Here is a 21,393-nt window from a genome sequence, read left to right on the forward strand (position 1 = left end):
TCAATAAACATGCCAAGCGGCCGGGAGTTCAGTGGACAAGGCTCCGGGAGTCCGGTGGGGGACGAGCCCCTGCCTGCGGCGTACCATCCTTTCACATCTGGTTACGATTTTTGCCCACATGACCTGAATGGCCGACGCCCCATGAAGGACAGGCATACGAAATGCCGGCTGCGACATGCCGGCAGGATACCGCCCGTGCGGCAGGAAGCGAGACCCCGAGAAATTTATGCCCCCGGGGTGGGCGGCGGGGCGCCGGGAAAGGGATTTTGGAATTGTCAGATTGTCTCTTGTCAGTAGTTATGGACAGAGGGGGTCAGGGCTTCTATAGTGAGCCAGCGGGACAATGGAGTTTAAAAACCGGATAATGTCGAAACACGGAGATAGAGATGCTGATTGAGCAACTGGAAGTTGGTAATTTCGCGGTGTTTGCTTATATCCTTGGCTGCCGGGAGACCGGCCGGGGAGTCGTCATTGATCCTGCAGCCGAGGTGGAGCATATTCTCAAGACAGCCGAATCGAAGGGAATCAAGCACATCAAATACATCATCAACACCCACAGCCACGCGGATCACGCCGGCGGCAACCGCAAGCTCAAGGAGTTGACCGGGGCGGAGATTGTCGTCCATCGAGATGATGCCGAACGGCTGGCTAATCCGGCAGATTTTATTTTGCAGATCTTCCAGTGCGAGGCGTCACCGCCGCCGGATCAACTGGTTGCAGAGGGCGATCGCATCGTGTTCGGCAATGAACATGTGGATGTCATCCACACCCCGGGGCACACCCCCGGAGGCATTTGCCTGTACACTCCGGGCTATGTCGTCACGGGTGACACCCTGTTTGTGGGAGGTGTCGGACGAACGGATTTGCCGGGAGGGTCCACCCAAACCCTGATTCACTCCATTCGAACCAAACTGTTGGCTTTACCCGAAGATACGGTCGTGCTTCCGGGGCATAATTATGGTCACTCTCCGCGCTCCACCATCGGCCAGGAAAAGCGCCACAATCCATTTATCAGTTAGTTCGACCCTTGCTCATGCTTCCTCTGATGCAGGCGACGGTAGGCTTCCTTCATGGTGTCGGTCAGTTTGTCGATGTCTACCGGCTTTTCCAGGTAAGCACAGGCCCCCAGCTCCATGCAGAGCTTTTCAACTTCCTTGGAACCGTGCCCGGTAAGAACAATCACCTCGACACTGGGGTGCTCCTGCTTGACCTTGCGCAGCACCTCGAGGCCATCGATTCCGGGCATTTTGAGGTCCAGAACCATGACTTCCGGCTCATCTTCGTCGACCACCGACAGCGCTTCTGCACCCCCATACACTACCGCCGAAGGCATATCCCTCATTTGCAGACGCTCCGACAGCGTCTGAACAAATTCCCTTTCATCGTCCACCAAAAGCACCTTGGAGGGTACAGGCAAATCGAAGTCATGCTTCCGATAAATGTCACTCTTATAGTAACCCGGCCCCACTTTGGTCGCGACGCTTTTCACACCGGCCACCGAGCCGGCAATCCTCTTCAGTTCGTCCTCCAGTGCCGAAAGCCTCAATACGTTCTTGTTGATGGTGACCGTTACGTTTCCGTCACTGGCCGTTACAGCCACGTCATGCCCTTCTTCCGCCAGTTTCAAATCAACCTGCGAAGCCAGTGAAAAATTCTCGACGGCTTGGCGAGATACGTCCGTCACCTTCAAAACGTCCTTTTGAAGATTGTCAAGAATCAAGGTTGCGGCAGCATCCGGGCTGGTCTTATCCATGGGGATAACGATATCGTAGAGGGACGGATCCCATGGATCTGCCTTATTGAATGCGTATTCGGTCAGCAGGACTCGTCCCTCATCCTCCTTGTGAATCTTTTTTAAGGCGTCCTTTTCGGACAGACCTTCGCGCTTGTGGGCGAGACTCGTTCGATACTTGATATCCGCGATGGCACAGACTTTCAGCATATGAGAAATGTCACGCGGGATCATGTGAGCGCAAAAACTAAAGATGAGGAAGTTGTCCCCTTTGAGCAGATCGGCCAGCGTCGCCTTGAGAATGGCCAGAGAACGCTCTCGCTCATGGGTGAATTTATTAAAAATGGATGTCTTGCCGCTGATGGCTTTCATCAGCTTGCTTTGGTCCGCTTGGGACCGCTCGCTTGCTTGAGCAACCAAAGCACTGTCATCAACCAGCTTGTATCCCAGCAGATCAACGATCTTTTGGGCGACTTCTTCTCCGTGGCAGTAGGAACCGCTGAAAAGAGAGATCACGGACATGATTTCTTTCCTTTATTGAGATTGCTCCAGAAAACAAACCGACAATAGCGGGCACGACCTTTCATCACATTGCGTGTGCGCTCTGGAATGGATCGTGCTGACGGCCTCGTGCATCGTTGGAAACATATTTTCGTAGCCGATTTTGGCATCCAGGTGAGTGCGCTTCATCACCTCGAGCACATTTTCTTTGATGCCGCTGAATGAAATATCGTATCCGGCACTCCGAACCCGGTCAACTATGAGCGAGAGCATTTCCTCGCCGGAAGCATCCATATCGTTGATACCGTTGGATACGATGATGATATGCTTGAGCTCGGGCATGCTGAGGGTGATCTCGGTAATCTTTTCTTCCAGGTACCCGGCGTTGGCGTAGAAAAGCGATCCATCAAACCGGATCAAAGCGATGTGGCGGCATTCCTTCAAACCAAAGTCCCTCGCGCTCCGGTATGAATGATCCGCATACATGGACAGGGTGGTGACCTTCGGCCGCATGCTCTTATAGAGAAACATCACCAGGGAAAGCACCACGCCGATCATGATGCCGCGATCCAGATGCGGCGCAGTGATCAAAGTCGCGATGAAGGTGATGATGGAGAAAAGGCCGTCATACCACTGTGCCTTATAGGCGTGGATGAAACCTGAAACGTTGATCAGGCCGAGAACCGCCATCATGATCACCGCGGCCAAAACCGATTGAGGCAGATAGTAAAGCAGCGGGGTGAAGAACAGCAGCACTATGCCGACCGTCACGCTGGTAAACAGGCTGGATAGACCGGTCACGGCACCCGACTGAATATTGACGGCGGAGCGTGAAAATGAACCCGATACCGGGTAGCTCTTGCCCACAGCGCCGAGGATGTTGGCAATACCCTGGCCGATCAATTCCTGGTTGGGATCGAGGCGCTGGCCCGTCTTTGCCGCCATGGCCTTGGCAATGGAGATGGCTTCCATAAACCCCAGCAGGGAAATGATGGCGGCCACCGGCAAGAGATGCAACATGATCTTCAGGTCGAGCTTTGGAACAGCCAGGGATGGGAGACCCTGGGGAACCACCCCCACAACATCACCTCCACCGACCACGGTCACGGCACTCGCATCGATGGGTGAATTCCTGACCTTGATGCGCCAGATGTTTCCGTCACTCTCATAACCCCGGGGGACTTCATCCTCGGGATACAACAGGAGCCGGCCGTCGCCCCCCTTGACCCCGGTGAACAGATATTCCCGCAAGGCGGCGCGGTATTCCTGAATCTGTCCCTTGAGCTCATCCATGCGCATGGACATCAACAAAGCCTTGTGCTTGAGATCCAGGGCTTCCCTCGAATTGTGACCGTAGCTTTCTTCTGCCCGGGTCACTTGAGGACTCAGCTCCGCCCTCTGCCGGCCCAGCTCTTCAAATTCATTGACGGCCGAATTGAATTGCTCGATGTAAGCACGAGCCGGCTGAAACATGACATCCTGCAGCGGCACTTTTTGGTTTTTTTCAAAGCCGGTGGCCCAGGAAATGATCGTAGCAACGGCGACGGCGACCAATACATAGGGAATCTTTGGATTCAACCGTCTGAGTCCATACATGATACCGAAAGCCAGCAACCCAAGGCCCAAAGTCGGCCAGTGGGTATAATGCGTCGCGGCCTTGATCACCCTGTAGACCGTCTCGTAATGGTGCGCTGCACTGTCAACGCTCACCCCAAACATCTTGGAGAGCTGCGATGTGGCAATGATTATAGCACCGGCATTGGTGAAACCGTTGACTACCGGATGGGACAGGAAATTGACGACGAGGCCCAAACGCAGGACTCCCAGAGCGAACTGGAAAAGGCCCACGATCAGGGCCAACAGGATCGCATAGGCAATATAGGCTTCGCTTCCCGCTGTCGCCAAAGGGGCCAAAGCCGCATTGGTCATCAATGAAACGATCGCTACCGGGCCCGTCGCCAACTGCCGGCTGGAACCGAACAGGGCGGCCAGCATCGGCGGCAGCAGCGAGGCATAAAGGCCGTAATAGGCCGGCATCCCCGCAAGTTGTGCATACGCCATGGACTGAGGGATCAGGATGAGCGCAACCGTCAACCCCGAAACCAAATCCGCTCTTAAGGTAGTTAAGTTAATTTCGCCGACCCAATCAAGAAAAGGAAAGATTTTCTTAATCATATTTGCTCACCCAATCCATGTTCAACCAACCAAGTGATCCGCTCTTGATGTGAAACCACAACACAATCCATGGTTCCCCTCCCTAAAACATTGCAACGCTGCGATTTTGCTATCAATGACACATTGTGCGGGAACGAGTGTTCGCAGTAACACCCTCGATTATCTGCAGGCAGGAGATCATCAGAAAAGCGTAGTGGTGTGAGCATCAAATCATTTGATTTTTCGAGTCTGAGCTGAGGAATTGCGCGAACATCACCCGCCTGCCCATCGTGTCAAGGTTCAGGCGAGATGGAACATTAGTGAACTTCGGTACGAGTTGTCAAATTGTTTTATGGAAAATCCCACTTCAAGGCTTTTTCCCGGAGAGCCCGGCGGGATTAGGTGTGCGGTTGACGGGTCGGGCTTGCCTAAGGTGAATCTGGGAACGGAGGAGGTTGATCAAGGCACGCTTCGGCCGCCTCGTTTTTGAGAAAAATTGCACTTACCGGGCAGATTTCTACACATGCGCGGCAGTCGGAACACGGGAGCCTGTCCGGATCTTTTTCGAAGCAAGTGACCACCGTGTTGAAGCCTCTCTTGGCAAATGTCAGCAAACTGAAGTCATTGTGCTGCCTGCAAACAGCAATACACTTTTCGCACAAAACGCACCGCTCCGGCACGAATTGAAAAAGCGGATGGTCCAACTCGACCCCGATTTCCCGTTGCAGGTGCTCCAACTTTTTGGATTTCAGAGGAACGCCGAGGAATTTAGCCAGATCCTGCAAGACACATTTTTTATTCGACGGGCAGTTGCGGCAGTCCACATGATGCACCGAAAGCAGCAGCCGCAAAGCGCTTTTCTGCAAACGTCTGACGCGCTCGGTGTCGGTCCTGACCACCATGCCATCCCAGGGCGGCACCTTACAGGAGGCGACCGGAGCAGGCTCCCCTTGGATATCCACGAAGCAAAGCCTGCACGAAGCGGGTGATTCCGGCATCCCCTCCAGAAAGCACAGATGTGGAATAAAGATACCCTGCTGCAGGCATACAGCCAGCAGGCTCTGCCCCTCACCGACCTCTATTGCTCTGCCATCCACATTCACTTTGATCATGACGCTTTTTCCTGCGGGCGTTCAATGACGGGAGCCAGCTCACTCGGTGAGACTTTTCCGACGGCGTCATACTCCGTCGGGCACGCAACCATACACTCTCCACATTTTACGCACAACTCCTGATCAATGGCTTTCTTGCGACCTTTGGTGGTGAATATGGCATCCACCGGGCAGGACCCTACACAGGCATCACAGCCCCGCGCACACTTGTCCAGATCGATGTAGAAAGCCGTCAAGGCCCGACACATCATAGCGGGACAGCGTTTTTCGCGGATATGGGCCTGGTATTCCTCCCTGAAATACTCGAGTGAGGTGAGTATCGGGTTGGGCGCGGTTTTGCCAAGCCCGCACAGCGAGGCTGTCTTGATGTCCTGACTCAGCTCCCGCAAAGTCTCAAGGTCCCCTTCCTTCCCCTCTCCCTTGGTGATACGTTCCAGAATGTTCAGGATGTGACGCGTTCCGATGCGGCAAAAGGTACATTTCCCACACGATTCGTTCTGAGTAAAATCGATGAAAAAGCGCGCCACGTTGACCAGGCAGCTGTCTTCATCCATCACCACCATTCCGCCGGACCCCATCATGGCCCCGGCTTGCGTTAACGAATCAAAATCGACCGGAGTGTCCATAAAGCTCTCGGGCAGACATCCTCCCGAAGGACCACCGATTTGTACCGCTTTAAACTTTTTCCTATTGGGAATCCCCCCGCAGATTTCGAAGATAAGCCGGCCGAGAGTCGTCCCCATGGGAATCTCCACCAACCCGGGATGCACCACTTTTCCCACAACAGAAAATATTGCGGTGCCGGGGCTGCTTTGCGTGCCTATCTGACGGTACCAGGCGGCGCCTTTCTTTACAATCGTCGGAACGCTGGACAATGTCTTTACGTTGTTGATCACCGTGGGTTGCTGCCAGAGACCCTTATGGACCGGATAGGGAGGCCGATGCTGCGGCATTCCCCGTTTGCCCTCAAGCGATTGAATGAGCGCCGTTTCCTCCCCGCATACGAATGCTCCCGACCCCTCGAAGACACTCACGCTTAAGCTGAACCGGGTGCCCAGAATATGCGCGCCCAACAGTCCTGCCTGGCCGGCTTGATCTATGGCGCGACGAATCATCTTGACCGCCAGAGGGTACTCGGCTCGAACGTATATGACGGCATTTTCCGCTTCAACCGCATAAGCGCACACAGCCAAACCTTCCAGCAATTGATGAGGATTGCTTTCAAGAATCGTTCGATCCATATAGGCACCGGGGTCCCCCTCATCGGCATTGCATATGACCGTTTTGCGACTCCCATCGGCACTGCGCGCCGCCTGCCATTTGCGTCCGGTGGGAAAGCCCGCTCCCCCTCTGCCTCTGAGCCCCGAATCAATGATCTCTTGAATCACCTCCTCGGGCGTCATCTCCAGAGCCTTAAGCAACGATTCATAACCACCGCCCGCCAGATACTGATCGATGTTCTCAGGATCCAAAGCACCACAGTCGGCCATCACAACTCGCCGCTCCAGATTGAAACGCGGAAAATCCATGACGGTGGGAATCAAATCGTTTTCCTCCAGAGCACCCAGAACGTATTCAAAGAGTGGGTCTCCCTCTTCCAAAAAAGCTCTCACCAGCGCTCCGGCTTTACCTGCGGTCACTTTGTGATAACAAATGGCAGGGAAGCCCGGGTTTTCGATGACGACAAGGGGTTCCCCGTAGCAATGACCGATGCAGCCCACCGGAATAATGCGAGCTTCAATTCCCCGCTCGGCAAGGGTTTCCTCGAATGCTTGTTTGGTCTCAGTGGCCCCGGCAGCCAATCCGCACGTAGCCATACCGATGTAGATGTGCGGCTTGCCAGGCTCTTTGCTCTCCTGAACTGTTTGGCGCGCTTGCCGGATCAGTGTGCGGAAACGTTCCAAAACGTCGCTATTGGCTTGCTTCACTCTCCTGTTTCTCCCTTTCGTCGCGTTCCCGCTCTATGTCGAACCCCAACAAAATTCCCTCTACCTTGCTCGGCGCCATACACGCCTGTACCACATCATCCACTACGGCCACGGGAGCAAGCGCACAACAGCCTACACAGGCAACCCTTTCAATGCTGAATTCCCTGTCGGGAGTGGTTTCGCCATCTTTAATGCCGAGCTTTCTTTCAAAGTTTTCCAGGATAATATCTCCTCCAACCACGTGACAGGCCGTACCAAGACATACCTTGATCTGATGCTTGCCCGGAGGATGAAATCGAAACTGATTATAGAAGGTGGCAACGCCGTACACTTCACTGCTCGAGATTCCCAGATGCAGGGCCACCAGCTTCATGGCATCCGGGGAAAGATAAGCATGCCTTTGTTGGATTCTTTGCAGGATGGGAATAAGATTTTCCCTTTTCTTTTCACTCGTTAAAAGCATTTCGTCGATGTCTTTCAACATAGCTTCGTCTTCCGAAACCTTCGATGGATCATCCCTATCCACGTCGTCTTACACCCCCTGATCGTCGAACCCATTTCAAGGAACTTCAGCGGTTCCCATACGGTTTTGCAGCGATTATATAAGTACTGAATATGTTTATCACATTTGTTAACAAATAGGAAGGAGGCAGGCATCAAAGCCGTTTGAGTTTCCTTCAAAACCGATTGGGGCTCAAGGATCGCTCCAACATGCCTATGGATTCCCCCGCCAACATTTGACTGAGATATTTCCCGGTCACCGGGCCCAGTGACATCCCCTTTGTTGCATGACCACCGGCAACAAACACATTGGACCAGGGCCGTAAACGCCCAATAACCGGCAGACCGTCCGGGGTGCAGGGCCTCAATCCACGCCAGATTTCTCTTATTTCAAGCCCACCGAGTTTGGGCAGATAGCGATACGTCTCCGACTCGATGGCTTTCAGCCTCCTTCGCCCGATGGCCAAATCCAACCCGGACAATTCCAGCGTACCTGCCAACCGCAGCGCATCGGCAAAAGGCGTCACTGCCACCCGGGCCTCTTCAAGGATTAGAGGAATTTGCGGTGCCCCCGGAGTTTTCGCAAAGGTCATGCTATAACCTTTAGCCGCCTCGATGGGGATCTTGGCCTCCAGTTCCGCAGCCAACAAAGGCAGCCATGCTCCCGTTGCCAGCACAACCTGACCCGCCTCAAAATCACCCCGGGTTGTGACCACTTTGCTGACCCTGCGCCGGTCCGTCTTGAGCCAAAACACTTCGGTATCCACAAGGAATCGTACTCCCTTTTCCCGGGCCTTCTCAGCCAACCACTTGACAAATTCCAGCGGATCGATACACCCATCAATTTTATTCAGTATCCCGCCAACCACGCGCACCCCCGCAGCCGGCTCCAGTTCACGAGCCTCATCGGCGTCGAGTATCACCGAGTGCTCGCCACAGCTCTTTACCCGAACAACGTCCTCCCGGGCCTCCTGAAACGCCTGATCGGTAATATACAAATTGAGCATTCCATCCTGTCTGAACTGATACCGGTGTCCCCCCAGATCGGCCAATTGTCTGTGGAGCTGCAAACTCTCCCTACCCATTTTGCTAAAGATTCCGACACAATGGTAAAAATGTTTGGCATTGCAAAATCGATAGAACCTCCACAGCCATCGCACGAGCTCCAGGTCCGCTCGGAAGTGTATGTAAAACGGCCCCTCGGGATTGAACAGGTAGCGAATCCCGCGGGCCACCACACCGGGCGTCGGCAAAGGATTACAATGGCTGGGAACCAGCAGGCCGGCATTCCCGCAGGAACTGCCCGCACCTATGTGATTCTTTTCGATAACCAGCACAGACGCCCCTAAATCGGCAGCATAATAGGCCACTGAAACGCCGATGACACCGCCCCCTATGATGATCACATCGTTCTTCCTGGGTTGCATAAATGAGTCTTTCTCCTGACACGTGGTTGCCGGCTCATGCCGCCATCTATCCCGTCCACTCCGCCGCCACCTGCGAACCATTAGACATGCCAATACCTGACAGGGCTTTGACGCGCAGGGCATCCTCTATTTAACAGTATTCACCCCATGATGCCATCGCATCTTCCTGTGGGCAGCCGCCGCATCGCATGGAACTGCTTTGACCTAAAGCAAGTTCTTATTTTTCCCCTGCCCCCCATGCCATCATACTGGAACTGTTATCGATTGTGTGATACTCAATAATTCCACCGTCGCCCATTCACTGCAGATGGTCATTTGCCCATTCTTTCTGCGGGAATTCGGGCAGGGCTCGGGATTCATACGAACATGATCGCCAGGACGAGGAACCCCAAGGACAAACCATGCAGTCTAAACCGTTGATCGTTTCCTTCGAAAAAGCAGATCCCACACAGATCGATAAATTGGGCGCCAAGGGTGCTAAGTTGGCGGAGGACTTTCAAAAGGCGCGAGAGTTATTCCCTGGCGCGGACGATATCATTTCCGTCCCGGACGGTTTCATTCTTTCCTCAGAAGTCTGGAGAGCCTACCGCGACGCCGGTGACAGGTTGCCGGATGATGTGTTCGCGCAGATCAATCAGGAACTCACCGATTTGGGCACGAGAGTGGGTCGCACGTTTGGCGATTGCAGCGGTCGAATGCCGCTGATTGTTGCAGTCCGGGGAGGAGCGGCCATTTCCCTGCCCGGCGCCATTAGCACCATTCTCAACGTGGGGTTGAACGACGAGGTGGTCGCCGCCCTTATTGCGGCAGGGGAAGATGAGGGTTTTGTGCTCAATACTTACCTGACTGCCATTCGTATTTTTGGGGAAGTTGTGTTGGGCATTCAATACGATCATTTCTACGATATCCTCATGCATTTCAAAGTGGGCGACGAAGGATCCATCGAAGTTCCCCTGATCAACAGGCTCATTCTTTCCTATAAGAAATTGCTCCGGGAGACAGGCGACCGAAGGTTTGAGGATGCGTTTCAAAAGGACCTTTCGTTGCAGCTTCGCTATGCCATAGAGGCAGTGCTCGCCTCATGGATGGCCCCTACCGCCGTAGAAGCCCGGCGCAGTCGAGAGTCGGAAGAGGGCGGGGTATCTGACGATATGGGGACCGCCGTCACCATACAGAGTATGGTCTTTGGTAATCGAGACGAAGCCAACTCTCTCAGCGGTGTTCTGTTCACCAGAAATCAACGCACCGGCGCAGACTTCCCGGTCATCGAATGGGCCCCCAAGGTTCAATGCGACAAGATAGTTTCAGGAAAACTGCGCAAACATCTGCGCGACACTCTGGATCTAAAAGACGAATTTCCGGACATTTACGACCACCTGCTGATGGTGCGCGAAGCATTTGAAAATCTCGCAAAACGCCCCCTGGATATAGAGTTCACGGTAGAGAACCGCAAGCTATACATCTTGCAGCGTCGACCTCTGCGCATGACGTTCCATGCAACAGTGCGCTCCATGTGGGATTTTGTGGATGAAGGCAAAACCATCATTCAACGCGCATCCATGATTATCAACAAGGCATTGGAGCAAAAAGAAAAAGTACTGAAGGACGGATTTCATGACTATGAGATTTTGGCTCGCGGGGAACCGATTACCGATAGTGCCGATAACGGCATACTGGCTTTTGGGACGGAAGAAGCACTGATTTTAGCCGAACAGGGCAAGGATGTGATTTTGTTTCGCAAACGGCCGTACGGAGAAACCGATGTGGCGGTCAACCACCCTCGCGTGCGCGGCGTCGTTCGTTGCGACGGGAACACTACCGGCCACGAAGCGGTCTCTGCGGTGGCCTACAGCAAACCCTACCTCATTAACCTGGTGGATGCCAAAGGACAGCCGCTCATCATCTCTCGAAACGGGAAGCTGGAGGTTAACCCGGAAAGTGCCCTGTACAATTACCTCGGCAAGCAGGTTTTCGTCGATTGTGAGCGCGGCATCCTGGCATATACCCAGGCAGTTGATTTTCTGGAGGACAGGAAAGGCAGAAAAAAACTTTATGTGGATTGGGAATTCGTCAGGGAGCAGTTTGAACAGGGAAATCACCAGGAACTGGACTACGAGAGCCTTCTTGATCTGCACTATCAGTGGGAACTTGAACTGTCGCGCTACCAATGGCTGGAAAAACATTTGCGGGAGAAAAAGGGGAAAGATACCCCCATCTCACAACAGGAACTTCTCAATGCGTTCAGCACTTACCTCTCTTACCTGCCCGAACGCGACCGCCATCGTGCGCTGCACCTCAAGGACGTCAATGTGGAAGATTTCGATTTCGGCCCTCCCCTGGTTTATCGTGGGAAAGATTTGCGCAAAGAGGTCATGAAGATTCTCAGAACGCTGATGCTTTGCACGACCTGGCGAACCCACTGGGTGCATGAACTGATGGTCATTGAAGCTCGACGGCGCGGCGAATCCGAGAATGACGTCATCCGCGATATCTTCCTAAAGAACCGGACCATGAGCCTGGTGCAAGGTTTTGAAGAAGAAGGCTTCCATGTGATGCAGGTGCCGGATCACTATTTTCTAATCCTTGCCAGCAACTTCGAGTATGGTCAGGATCTGGACAAAGTCGATATTGGCCCGGAAGCATTGAACTACGCGGAGAAAGAAAACCTGGCCAGACAGTTCTTGAGCTACCTGGAAGAGATCAACCCGGCAATCCACCAGAAAGTGCGGATCGTTCAAGGCGAGCCGCCGCTGGGTGAAGGCCATGCCCGCATCATCAGCATCGGGATCTCTATCCCCAATGGCGACTTTGACCTGGTCTGCCGCTACCTGAGATCTTTCCTGGATAAACGACACGCCGTCGATCTATCGGAATTGCAGAACAAGATTCCAATGAACGATTTCATGGAGCTCTATCACCTCGATCCCTTCTTTGCGCGTTATCCGGAATTCAGCATAACCCGCCGATCAGTCGACTCCAATGTGGAGGAAGATTACTTCCTGACCTTCGGTGGATGTTCATTCGGGGAGTTCAACGGCCAGGTTTACGGACAGGAGGACTACGAACGCCTGATGTCGGAAGTCAGACGGTTTCAGGGCCATTTGAGGGCAAGGGGTAAAGACACATCCATTCGACCGTGGCAGTTTGAAGTGGACCCTTATCGGCGGCACTCGGTCATTGCCGCCGTCGGGATTCGGTTCGACAAAAAGGATCTCGGGCACATCATGGAAGACCTCAAGGAGTTTCTCACCGACCCCGGTGCGAAGCGTTCAGATTGACGTCGAACAGGCACGCCGCACGCTCCCTGCATTCCCCCAAAGCTTGTCGGATGCGGCGCCAGAACCACTCCCCAACGAAAAGCCGTGAGGGATCACGGCGGCATCAGCCACTGGGAGGGGGAACCAATCGGATTTCGAAAAGCTTCGGCCATAATTTGCCGGTAACAAAGATTCGGTCGTTTTCGGCGTCATAGGCTATACCGTTGAGAGCGTCCTCTTTGCCGGTGGCACGGCCGGCAATTCTCAGCCCGGCAAGGTCCACCCATCCGACCACCCTTCCCGTTTCAGGAGAAATCCTCGCAATCCAATCAGTGGGCCACACATTGGCGAAAATTTCCCCGTTGATATACTCCAACTCATTGAGAGCCATCACCGGCCGGCCCCCGTCGGTCACCTCGAGTGACTTGATCTCCTGCAGGGAAGCAGCATCCAGAAACCGCAGGGCGGCGGAGCCATCACTCATCACCAGCAAGGATTCCACGCGCGTGATGCCCCATCCTTCCCCATGGTATTGAAAAGTGCCCAAAGTCTCAAAAGTGTCTCTGCGATAAACGAAACCGGTGTGCGACTTCCAGGTGAGCTGTATCAAACGATCCCCCCAAAGGGTGAGGCCCTCTCCAAAATAGAAGACGGGCAGCGATCTACTCTTGATCACTTTGCCCGTTTTAAGCTCCACCAGGCGGATGGAGGACCGTCCGTACCGGCCTGTGCTTTCATACAGGCGCCCCGCATCGTAGGTAAGCCCTTGCGTGAAGGCCTCAGGATCATGCGGATAAATATGGACGACCTGATAACCGCCGACGGGTGAAGCCGGGCGCACCACCCCGACACCGGCGGCCTGCTCGGCAGCCTGATTGCGGCTGGTTTGCGCCGCCAGAATGGGTGCATCCCCGTTTGCCAGGAGCACAGCCATTGACATGAGGGCAAACCAGGACGCAAAAAAACCTGGGAGGCGGATCGAGAAGCCAGACCCTGCGTCACAGCTATTCATGTTTGCCTCTGCCGACACTGTAATAGCGAAACCCGAGCCGTTTCATGACATCCGGGACATACACGTTGCGCAGGTCGACAAAAACAGGCTCTTTTAACGAGACAAGTATTCTTTCCAGGTCCAAGGCACGATATTCATTCCATTCGGTCATGAGCACCACGGCATCCGCCCCTTCGCACGTTTCGTAAGGAGAGCTGCAGTATTTAACTTCGGGAAGCACCTTGGCCGCCTCGATCATTGCCTGCGGGTCATGAGCCCGAATCTTAGCCCCTTTTTCCAACAAGTTTGCCAGGATGGTCAGCGCGGGTGCATCACGCACATCATCGGTCTCGGGTTTGAATGAAAGCCCCAGTACGGCGATGATTTTACCCGCCTCGCTGCCTCCCAAAGCGTGTCTCACCTTTCTGGTCATGCGTGCCCGCTGGGCGGCATTCACCTCCACCACAGCCTCCACAATGCGGAAAGCCACCCCATGTTCCTGGGCAATGCGCAGCATCGCACTGGTATCCTTGGGAAAGCACGATCCCCCATAGCCCGGTCCGGCGTGCAGGAATTTTCTGCCTATGCGCCCATCCAGTCCCATTCCTTTGGCCACATCCTGAACATTGGCGCCAATTTCCTCGCAAAGGTTTGCCACTTCATTGATAAAACTGATTTTTGTCGCGAGAAACGCGTTGGCTGCATACTTGATCAGCTCGGCCGTTTCGATGGTGGTCATCACAAAGGGGGTTTCAATGAGGTACAAAGGGCGGTAAATTGCCTTCAGAACCTCCCGCGCCCGGTCCGAGTCCACCCCAATCACGACCCGATCCGGATGCATGAAATCGTTGATGGCGGCTCCCTCCCGCAAAAACTCGGGATTGCTTGCCACATCAAAAGAACTTCCGGGACTGACTTCGGATATGATCCTCTTGACCTGGCGAGCCGTACCGACCGGAACGGTGCTCTTGTTCACCACCACCGTGTAATCACGCAGATGACCTGCGATTTGCCTTGCGGCTTCATAGACATAGGTGAGATCTGCATAGCCGTCGCCGCGCCTGGACGCGGGGGTACCCACGGCGATGAAGACCACTTCCGCCTCGGGCACGCCGGGAGCATAATCGGTAGTAAAAATCAGGCGATTGTCATTCAAATTCTTATGCACCAAAACATCGAGACGCGGTTCATAGATTGGAATTTCGCCGCGCTGCAGGCGACCGATCTTGGTTTCGTCCACATCGATACAGGTCACCTCGTGTCCGAATTCGGCAAAACAAACGCCACTCACCAGTCCTACGTAACCCGTTCCAATAATCGCAATTTTCATACAACCGAACCCTTTCTTGTCCTTGCCCCGTCCTGGGAATCTGCCGGAATCGTCAATCTGATGGGAACAGCTCATTAACATAAAATGTGAGTGAGCTCCCGTGGAAATTGGAATCCGTTACGCCTGTTTCAGTTGCTGGACTCCCTGCGCTCTGAGAAGAGCCGTGAAATCTTCAGGAATTGCCGTCGGCTTTCCATTGAATCGAACACAGACCATATTCAGACTCGCCCTGGTGCAAAGCGATTGGCCCCTCTGCTCCTCCAGTCGGTAAATGTCCTGGGCGAACGCAAGGCTGCGCCTGCGCCACCACATAATCCTGCTGTGCACCTCGATGCGATCATCATAGCGCAGCGGCTGACGGTAAGCGCAGGTGGCCTCCACTACCGTGAGATGCAGTTCTTGATCCATGAAGCGTCGATAGGGATAGCCCATATCGCGCAAAAAATTCTCCCGGGCCAGCTCAAAAATATGGAAGTAATTGCCATGGTAGACTGCATGGCCCAGGTCCACTTCAAAAAGAGGCACTCTCAGCCGACTTATGTGGCAATGGGCACCTGCATTTTTTTCCATGTTTCCGAGAGATGTCATTTTCTAAAATACGCTCCATTTCTGCAACCAGGTTTTCATCTGCATGTTATCAGGAAAGCTTAAAATTTTTATGATCGACATGAAACCGGCAGAGACATTGACTGTCGCCTGGCGGTCCGTTTTCATTATTGATTCGATTGCGGAAAAACGCAACTCCATCACTTGGAATCCTGCCCTGCATGACTGATAATAGTTCCGGGGTACTGTCGGCAAAAGCAGATCTGCACGCCCAAAGCGGTATATTTTCGACTGCCACAGAGGGGCCCGGGATATTTTGCCCAGAAGAGGACTGCCATTTGACCATTGGCTCAAAATATAAGAAAACTGCCGTCACTTTCCGTAGATACAGGAAGAAGAACGTATCGAAGAAGGAGAATGACGATACCTTTAAATTCCACATACACCGCGCTCTGGAACCGGTGCTCGAAAAAATAAAGGTTCCCGAGCTGGCGCCGTTCGTCCCTGACCCGTTCCAACTGAAAGCGCTCGAGGCGCTGCCCCTCTCGGATGTGCTGGTCACCGCACCGACCGGTTCAGGGAAGACCTATATTGCCATCAAGGCCATCGAAAGTCTTTTTAGGGAGGGAGCAAGAAGCTGGTACGCTTCCCCTCTCAAAGCCCTGTCAAACGCGAAATATGAAGAGTTTTCAAATATTTTTGGTGGGCAAAATGTCGGCATCCTGACCGGCGATAGAAAAGAAAACGCGGACGCCCCCATCATCGTGGGTACCACCGAAATTCTGCGCAACCAGTTGTACGATACGATGCATCGGGGTGAAGACTTGCCTGTCGATCTGGTGGTTTTGGACGAAGCACATTACCTGGGCGATCCAGACCGCGGCGTCGTATGGGAAGAAGTGCTGATTTACCTCCCCACAAGGGCCAGGCTTCTCATGCTCTCCGCCACCATCCAAAACGCACAGGAAATATGTGACTGGCTTGACTGGCTGCGGCAGAAACGCTGCCGTTGGATAAAAGCATCGGAACGACCCGTGCCCTTATACCCGCTGTTCTTGTTTCCGTCTGGTGAATTGAGCCCCTTAAGTGGGCGGCGGGGCCTGTACGGAAAAATTCGAAGCGTCGATCCGGGCTCCTTTTCGCCCCGGGAGTTCCTCGACATCCCCCGACTTATGGAGGCTCTACGCAAGGCCAACTTGCTCCCCGCAATATTTTTTCTGAAGTCCAGAGCCGACTGCGAAAAAGCCATTGCCATGTGTCCCAGGGTCTCTCGCCCCAAGAGTGGCACCGATGCGTCCAAACGGTTTTTCAGCCAACTGCATGACCTGTTGGATGCCTATCCTTTCCTGCGTCAGCATCAGCATCTCGCCATTCTCAAGAAGTGTCGCGTGGGGGCCCACCACGGGGGCCAACTGCCGCATTGGAAACTCCTTCTGGAAAAGTTGATGCAGGCGGGTCATCTGGATGCCATCTTTGCTACCTCAACGGTGGCGGCCGGCGTCAATTTTCCCGCTCGAACGGTGGTCATACCCCAAAGCGATCGCTTCAACGGCAAGGAATTTGTCCCCCTGAGCGCCACGGATCTTCTGCAAATGACCGGGCGGGCAGGGCGCCGCGGGATGGATGAAATCGGCTTCGCTCTGGTGGTGCCCGGCAGGTATCAGGATCCGCAATTGATTCATGACCTGTTCAACTCTCCGCCCGATTCTATCCAGAGCCAAATCCGCATCAATTTTTCCATGATCTTGAATTTGCTTTTGTCTCACACTCCCGAAGAAATTCGAACCCTATTGTCGGCGTCTTTTGCAACCTTCCAGAATCTCAATGAAGATCCGCGCACTGCCGAGGAATTCCAGCAACTCAAAAAGACGATGCGCCAGTGGCTCGCTGAGAGTGCCTGCGGTACCATTGAAAATTTTGAGAAGGTGCAGCCGGAGTTTCAAGAATTGCAGAACCGGGTGAGACAAACGCGCAAGCGCTGGAATAAGCAGGCAACTCAATGGGCTTTTGAGGGCTTGCTCGACACGGGAAGACTCTTTCGCAACCGGCGAGGGGGTGTTTTTGTGGCCGTTTCACCACCCGCATATGAGGCCGGCGTGGTGGAGGCGGTGCGTGTTGCGTTTCCTCTGCACTGGAAAAAGGGAAACATCCGCACCTACCGGGTGCAACTTCGTCGAATCGCCCAATTGGGAAGACTGATTGCGGATGTTCCCCGGCCGATGGATCGGAAGAAATGGGAAAAACTGGTCCACGAGCTCGCTTCCCAACCGTTTAATGCATTGGCCGGCGGCACCCAGCCGGAAGCTCTCCCTGTGGAACAGAGCAATCGCGAACTGGCGCGTCTCATCTTACAGAAAGCGGAGTTGCCCTGTGAACGCTGTGATTTATTCGGGCCTTGCCAGAAAGGCAGCAGTCATCCATTCACACACCTCATTGCACAGTATTTTCAGTACAAAGCGCAGCTATCCTCCATCCAGGAGGAGCTCTGGCGTTCTTTCAAGCAGCATCTCGATTTCTTGCAGAATGAGGGCTATGTGGACGCGAAGGGACACCTGACCCAGGATGGATTATGGGCCTGCAACCTCAGGATCGACCAACCGTTGCTCATATCCGAGGGAATCCGCAAGTCACTCTTTCCCGAAGACCAGCCCGAGCTGTTGGCAGCATTGATCGCCCCCTTCGTGATGGACAGGGATCGAGTGGGCGATATACAACTCTCTGCGCTCATGTGGAAATATCCCGACATGGCCAAGCCCTTCTGCAAAATGTTGCATGAACTTCAACCCCTTATGGATCACCTGAAAACATGCGGGTTTCCCACTGTGCCGCTGCCATTTTGGACCACCATCACCCTGCACCAATGGGCCCTTGGCCAATCCTGGGATGAGGTGCGGGAAGTCTCCGGCATGGCCGAGGGGGATCTCGCCATGGTGATACTGCGCACGGCGGATCATTTGCGACAAATCGAGTCCTTGACGGAGACTCATCCACGGCTGGCAGACTCGGCACGGAAAGCCATTGACTTGATCCTGCGAGAACCGGTGCTGATCGAATGAGCTTGGGCAAAATGATTGACGATCGCGTGAAATGCATTTGATTAATGAGGCACCAGCCCCTATAAATGAAGGCGACAACCTAACCCTGTCAGGTCGCAATACAACCTGCACACGAAGAGACTGAGACATGCCGCGAGCCGCCATCATTTCAGATATTCACGGCAACCTGGAAGCCCTGCAGGCGGTGCTGAAATCCATAGAATCCGATGGCGTCGATTATCTCATTCATCTGGGTGATCTGGTGGGCTACAATGCCAACCCGCGTGAATGTGTCGCCCTGATGCGGGAAAAGCGTGCCGTGTCTGTTTTGGGCAACCACGACCTGGCGATCCTCGAGCCGAGAATGGCAAAAGGCTTCAACGTCTTAGCCCATCAAGCCATCACCTACTGTCAACAGCAGCTGACCCAATCTGAAATACGCTACCTCCAGACCATTCCGCGCATCGAAGTTTTGTGGGATCGATATCTCTTGTGCCACGGAACGCCTGAAAGCCTGGAATCTTATTTACTCAACCTGTTTCAGGCAAAAAGGATCTTCAATCTCTTGCGCAAACGGTTCAGCGGGATACGCATCTGCTTTTTTGGTCACACCCACATCCAAAAACTCTGGATCTGCGACCAGCGGGGCAAGGTCACCTCCCCCTCCGAGATGCCCGACCAGATCAAATTGTCGGAAGAGGAGAACATGTATCTCATCAACCCGGGCAGCGTGGGACAACCCAGGCAGCAGGACAACCGCTCGCGTTATCTGCTGTTTGACACAAGTGGACCGACCGTATGTTTCAAGGCCGTGCCATACGACATCGAAAAGGCTCAGAAAAAGATCTTGCAGGCAAAATTGCCGAAATATTTGGCACACCGCCTTCAGGATGGGATTTAGGAGGCAGGCATGATGTTTGGAAGCAAAGAATCTAAACTGAAAGATGGAACCCCCGTGACCCTGCGGCCGATGGTCAAGGAAGACGAGGAATCATTGTACCGATTTTTTCTGAGCCTCTCGGATGAGCTGCTGATGTTCATCCGGCACAATGTCAGGGACAGAAAAGTGGTGCGCGAATGGTCGCAAAACCTGGATTACGAACGGGTGCTTCCCCTGGTGGCCCTGGTGGATGGAGAAATCGTGGCGGATGCCACACTCCATCGGGTTCCTCACGGATGGAAGCGACACATCGGACGGATTCGTGTGGTCGTTTCCCCACGCTATCAAAACCAGGGCATGGCAACATTGATGCTCAATGAACTGGTCGAGCTCGGGCATGAACTGGGTTTGGAAAAGCTCTGGGCGGAAATTCCGCTGGATTCGGTCGGCGCCATTCGCGCCTGTCGAAATGCGGGCTTTGCATGCAAGGCGGTCATCGAGGAACTGGTCAAGAACGCCCAAAATCAAAATCTCGACATCCTGATCATGGTCTGTGATATTGCATCATATTTTGATCGTCGTTGGTCACAGAAAACATAGTAATTCGCAGGTCATTGCTGGGGGAGCGCCACTCCCGTTCCAAAATCCGGAAATTTTTGAAGCAAGTCTTGGCGCAGCTCATGGGCATCCGCATAGCGTTCTGCCCAGTCTTTTTTCAAACACTTGAGAATGATGGCCTCCAATTCCTGGCTCAAGCTTGGCTCAAGTTCGCGCGGTGGGTCCGGCTCCGTCTCCAGTATGAAATCCATCAGCTGCTTTTCATTTTCATCATAGAAGGGCAAAAACTCCGTTGCCAGGGAGTAGAGAACCACCCCAAGCGCCCAGACATCGCTGGCAATGCGGCTCTTGCCCATAATCTGCTCGGGCGCCATGTAGGGGCGGGAACCGATAACCGTACTACTGATGCTGCCCCGGCTGAGGTCCTTGCTGGTTCCAAAATCGAGCAGCTTCAGCTCGCCGTTGGGAGTGACGATGATATTCTCAGGCTTAATGTCACGATGCATTATGTTGTGTTTGTGGGCGTAGGCGACCACATCCAGTAATTGCAGAAAAGCCTTTTCTTTAGAGGCACTGCTCAGCCCTTCGGCGAGCAGATCATGCAACGTCGAACCCTCGATATATTCTTGTATTAATACCAGCTTATCCTCTTCTTTGACAACCTCTTTCAAGTGCACCGCATTGGGATGACCGTTGAGAGTCTTCAAAATGACCGCCTCTCTCAGGAACTTGCGATTCATTTTCTTATCATGAGGAATTTTAGCCACAGCCAGGCCGCCGCCAGTTTGATCCTTCACCAGGCAGACTTCGCCAAAACTGCCAAAACCGAGCCGACGAATTCTCTGCCACTTACCGGCAATCAGTTGACTCCAGGTTTCAGAGATCGCAGTCTGTGCGGGAGTATCCGGGGCAGCAAACAAGCGCCTCAAACGACTGCCGACATGAGACCAGAGGGACCCCGCACTTTGCCTCTGCGACATCGAGCCATGGGTTTCTCTAATGCTCTGCCCCAACTCCAAAAGCACTCGCAACCGCACCACAAAGGCAGACGAATCCAACGGCAATATCCAAAATTCATCAGCGCCTGCTCGCAAATAGTCCTTCACTTTGCGCATGTGAATTTCTGGCACAAGAATCATCAGGGGAACCGGTCTTTGGAAGGACTTCTTGAAGCGACGAATTTCATGATCAATTCTCCTACCTTTCTCCTCCAATCGCATGATCACCAAGCGGGTTGTCTCATCATCCAAAAAGTGTTTGGCTTCCTCCACCGATGAGACGGCAACAGACTTCAAAGCAGTCTCCTCCAGTTCCTCAATCTCCATGTTCGCAATTAAATTCCGCAGAAACGATTCCTCTTCGGAATTCAAATTGATCAGCAAAACGGTATCTGAAATCATACAGACGCAGCTTTCTCGATGTGGACTTCATCATCTGTTTG

At 53.6% G+C, this 21,393-nt stretch carries 15 protein-coding genes; 5 read left to right on the forward strand and 10 right to left on the reverse strand.

Going from position 1 to position 21,393, the window contains the following annotated elements; all coding sequences use genetic code 11:
* The first annotated feature begins 386 nt into the window (after positions 1-386).
* Positions 387-1,019, forward strand: a complete 633-nt coding sequence (locus K1V27_RS03495; RefSeq protein WP_258928139.1) for an MBL fold metallo-hydrolase — start codon at positions 387-389, stop codon at positions 1,017-1,019.
* Here K1V27_RS03495 and K1V27_RS03500 read toward each other — a convergent pair.
* The 6 genes from K1V27_RS03500 to K1V27_RS03525 all read right to left on the reverse strand — a co-directional run bounded on the left by K1V27_RS03500 (position 1,016) and on the right by K1V27_RS03525 (position 9,478).
* Positions 1,016-2,254: a response regulator gene (locus tag K1V27_RS03500; RefSeq protein WP_258928140.1), complete on the reverse strand. Its 1,239-nt coding sequence runs from the start codon at positions 2,252-2,254 to the stop codon at positions 1,016-1,018. The two genes, K1V27_RS03495 and K1V27_RS03500, sit on opposite strands and share 4 nt — an antisense overlap.
* 12 nt (positions 2,255-2,266) lie before the next feature.
* A complete protein-coding gene (locus K1V27_RS03505; protein WP_258928141.1) occupies positions 2,267-4,408 on the reverse strand; it encodes a SulP family inorganic anion transporter in 2,142 nt (713 codons plus the stop codon).
* Positions 4,409-4,815: 407 nt separating this feature from the next.
* Positions 4,816-5,499 carry a 2Fe-2S iron-sulfur cluster-binding protein gene (locus tag K1V27_RS03510; protein ID WP_258928142.1) on the reverse strand — a complete coding sequence of 228 codons (684 nt, stop codon included), beginning with the start codon at positions 5,497-5,499 and terminating at the stop codon, positions 4,816-4,818.
* On the reverse strand, positions 5,496-7,427 hold the full coding sequence (locus tag K1V27_RS03515; protein WP_258928143.1) for an NADH-quinone oxidoreductase subunit NuoF: 1,932 nt from the start codon (positions 7,425-7,427) through the stop codon (positions 5,496-5,498). Before K1V27_RS03515 ends, K1V27_RS03510 begins: the two co-directional genes overlap by 4 nt.
* Complete coding sequence (nuoE, locus tag K1V27_RS03520) at positions 7,411-7,911, reverse strand: NADH-quinone oxidoreductase subunit NuoE (protein ID WP_258928144.1); 501 nt, start codon at positions 7,909-7,911, stop codon at positions 7,411-7,413. The genes K1V27_RS03515 and nuoE overlap by 17 nt, the downstream gene beginning before the upstream one ends.
* Before the next feature lie 193 nt (positions 7,912-8,104).
* Positions 8,105-9,478, reverse strand: a complete 1,374-nt coding sequence (locus K1V27_RS03525; protein WP_337833346.1) for an NAD(P)/FAD-dependent oxidoreductase — start codon at positions 9,476-9,478, stop codon at positions 8,105-8,107.
* A gap of 278 nt (positions 9,479-9,756) precedes the next feature.
* Here K1V27_RS03525 and K1V27_RS03530 point away from each other — a divergent pair, with 278 nt between their 5' ends.
* Positions 9,757-12,633 carry a PEP/pyruvate-binding domain-containing protein gene (locus K1V27_RS03530; protein WP_258928146.1) on the forward strand — a complete coding sequence of 959 codons (2,877 nt, stop codon included), beginning with the start codon at positions 9,757-9,759 and terminating at the stop codon, positions 12,631-12,633.
* Positions 12,634-12,736: 103 nt separating this feature from the next.
* Here K1V27_RS03530 and K1V27_RS03535 read toward each other — a convergent pair whose 3' ends face one another.
* The 3 genes from K1V27_RS03535 to K1V27_RS03545 form a co-directional block, all read right to left on the reverse strand.
* Complete coding sequence (locus K1V27_RS03535; RefSeq protein WP_258928147.1) at positions 12,737-13,552, reverse strand: glutaminyl-peptide cyclotransferase; 816 nt, start codon at positions 13,550-13,552, stop codon at positions 12,737-12,739.
* 64 nt (positions 13,553-13,616) lie between these two features.
* Positions 13,617-14,933 carry a UDP-glucose dehydrogenase family protein gene (locus K1V27_RS03540; RefSeq protein ID WP_258928148.1) on the reverse strand — a complete coding sequence of 439 codons (1,317 nt, stop codon included), beginning with the start codon at positions 14,931-14,933 and terminating at the stop codon, positions 13,617-13,619.
* A 117-nt stretch (positions 14,934-15,050) separates the two neighbouring features.
* A complete protein-coding gene (locus tag K1V27_RS03545) occupies positions 15,051-15,521 on the reverse strand; it encodes an acyl-CoA thioesterase (protein ID WP_258928149.1) in 471 nt (156 codons plus the stop codon).
* Positions 15,522-15,700: 179 nt separating this feature from the next.
* Here K1V27_RS03545 and K1V27_RS03550 point away from each other — a divergent pair, with 179 nt between their 5' ends.
* The 3 genes from K1V27_RS03550 to K1V27_RS03560 all read left to right on the forward strand — a co-directional run bounded on the left by K1V27_RS03550 (position 15,701) and on the right by K1V27_RS03560 (position 19,994).
* The gene (locus tag K1V27_RS03550; protein ID WP_258928150.1) at positions 15,701-18,535 is read left to right on the forward strand and encodes a DEAD/DEAH box helicase; all 2,835 of its coding nucleotides are present in this window, start codon (positions 15,701-15,703) and stop codon (positions 18,533-18,535) included.
* A 127-nt stretch (positions 18,536-18,662) separates the two neighbouring features.
* Positions 18,663-19,415, forward strand: a complete 753-nt coding sequence (locus K1V27_RS03555) for a metallophosphoesterase family protein (protein WP_258928151.1) — start codon at positions 18,663-18,665, stop codon at positions 19,413-19,415.
* A 9-nt stretch (positions 19,416-19,424) separates the two neighbouring features.
* On the forward strand, positions 19,425-19,994 hold the full coding sequence (locus K1V27_RS03560; protein ID WP_258928152.1) for a GNAT family N-acetyltransferase: 570 nt from the start codon (positions 19,425-19,427) through the stop codon (positions 19,992-19,994).
* 11 nt (positions 19,995-20,005) lie between these two features.
* On the opposite strand, the gene K1V27_RS03565 is transcribed toward K1V27_RS03560, so the two are convergent.
* The gene (locus K1V27_RS03565) at positions 20,006-21,352 is read right to left on the reverse strand and encodes a serine/threonine protein kinase (protein ID WP_258928153.1); all 1,347 of its coding nucleotides are present in this window, start codon (positions 21,350-21,352) and stop codon (positions 20,006-20,008) included.
* Positions 21,353-21,393: the final 41 nt, after the last annotated feature.

The sequence above is a fragment of the Desulfoferrobacter suflitae genome, from assembly GCF_022603395.1.
Taxonomy (GTDB): Bacteria; Desulfobacterota; Syntrophobacteria; order Syntrophobacterales; family Syntrophobacteraceae; genus Desulfoferrobacter; species Desulfoferrobacter suflitae.

Excerpts from the sequence above, each read along its gene's own strand:
- nuoE (WP_258928144.1), bottom strand. The coding sequence starts at position 7,911 with ATGTTGAAAGACATCGACGAAATGCTTTTAACGAGTGAAAAGAAAAGG.
- K1V27_RS03495 (WP_258928139.1), top strand. The coding sequence starts at position 387 with ATGCTGATTGAGCAACTGGAAGTTGGTAATTTCGCGGTGTTTGCTTAT.
- K1V27_RS03510 (WP_258928142.1), bottom strand. The coding sequence starts at position 5,499 with ATGATCAAAGTGAATGTGGATGGCAGAGCAATAGAGGTCGGTGAGGGG.
- K1V27_RS03530 (WP_258928146.1), top strand. The coding sequence starts at position 9,757 with ATGCAGTCTAAACCGTTGATCGTTTCCTTCGAAAAAGCAGATCCCACA.
- K1V27_RS03560 (WP_258928152.1), top strand. The coding sequence starts at position 19,425 with ATGATGTTTGGAAGCAAAGAATCTAAACTGAAAGATGGAACCCCCGTG.
- K1V27_RS03505 (WP_258928141.1), bottom strand. The coding sequence starts at position 4,408 with ATGATTAAGAAAATCTTTCCTTTTCTTGATTGGGTCGGCGAAATTAAC.
- K1V27_RS03565 (WP_258928153.1), bottom strand. The coding sequence starts at position 21,352 with ATGATTTCAGATACCGTTTTGCTGATCAATTTGAATTCCGAAGAGGAA.
- K1V27_RS03540 (WP_258928148.1), bottom strand. The coding sequence starts at position 14,933 with ATGAAAATTGCGATTATTGGAACGGGTTACGTAGGACTGGTGAGTGGC.
- K1V27_RS03500 (WP_258928140.1), bottom strand. The coding sequence starts at position 2,254 with ATGTCCGTGATCTCTCTTTTCAGCGGTTCCTACTGCCACGGAGAAGAA.
- K1V27_RS03555 (WP_258928151.1), top strand. The coding sequence starts at position 18,663 with ATGCCGCGAGCCGCCATCATTTCAGATATTCACGGCAACCTGGAAGCC.
- K1V27_RS03550 (WP_258928150.1), top strand. The coding sequence starts at position 15,701 with ATGACTGATAATAGTTCCGGGGTACTGTCGGCAAAAGCAGATCTGCAC.
- K1V27_RS03525 (WP_337833346.1), bottom strand. The coding sequence starts at position 9,478 with ATGCCCTGCGCGTCAAAGCCCTGTCAGGTATTGGCATGTCTAATGGTT.
- K1V27_RS03545 (WP_258928149.1), bottom strand. The coding sequence starts at position 15,521 with ATGACATCTCTCGGAAACATGGAAAAAAATGCAGGTGCCCATTGCCAC.
- K1V27_RS03535 (WP_258928147.1), bottom strand. The coding sequence starts at position 13,552 with ATGTCAATGGCTGTGCTCCTGGCAAACGGGGATGCACCCATTCTGGCG.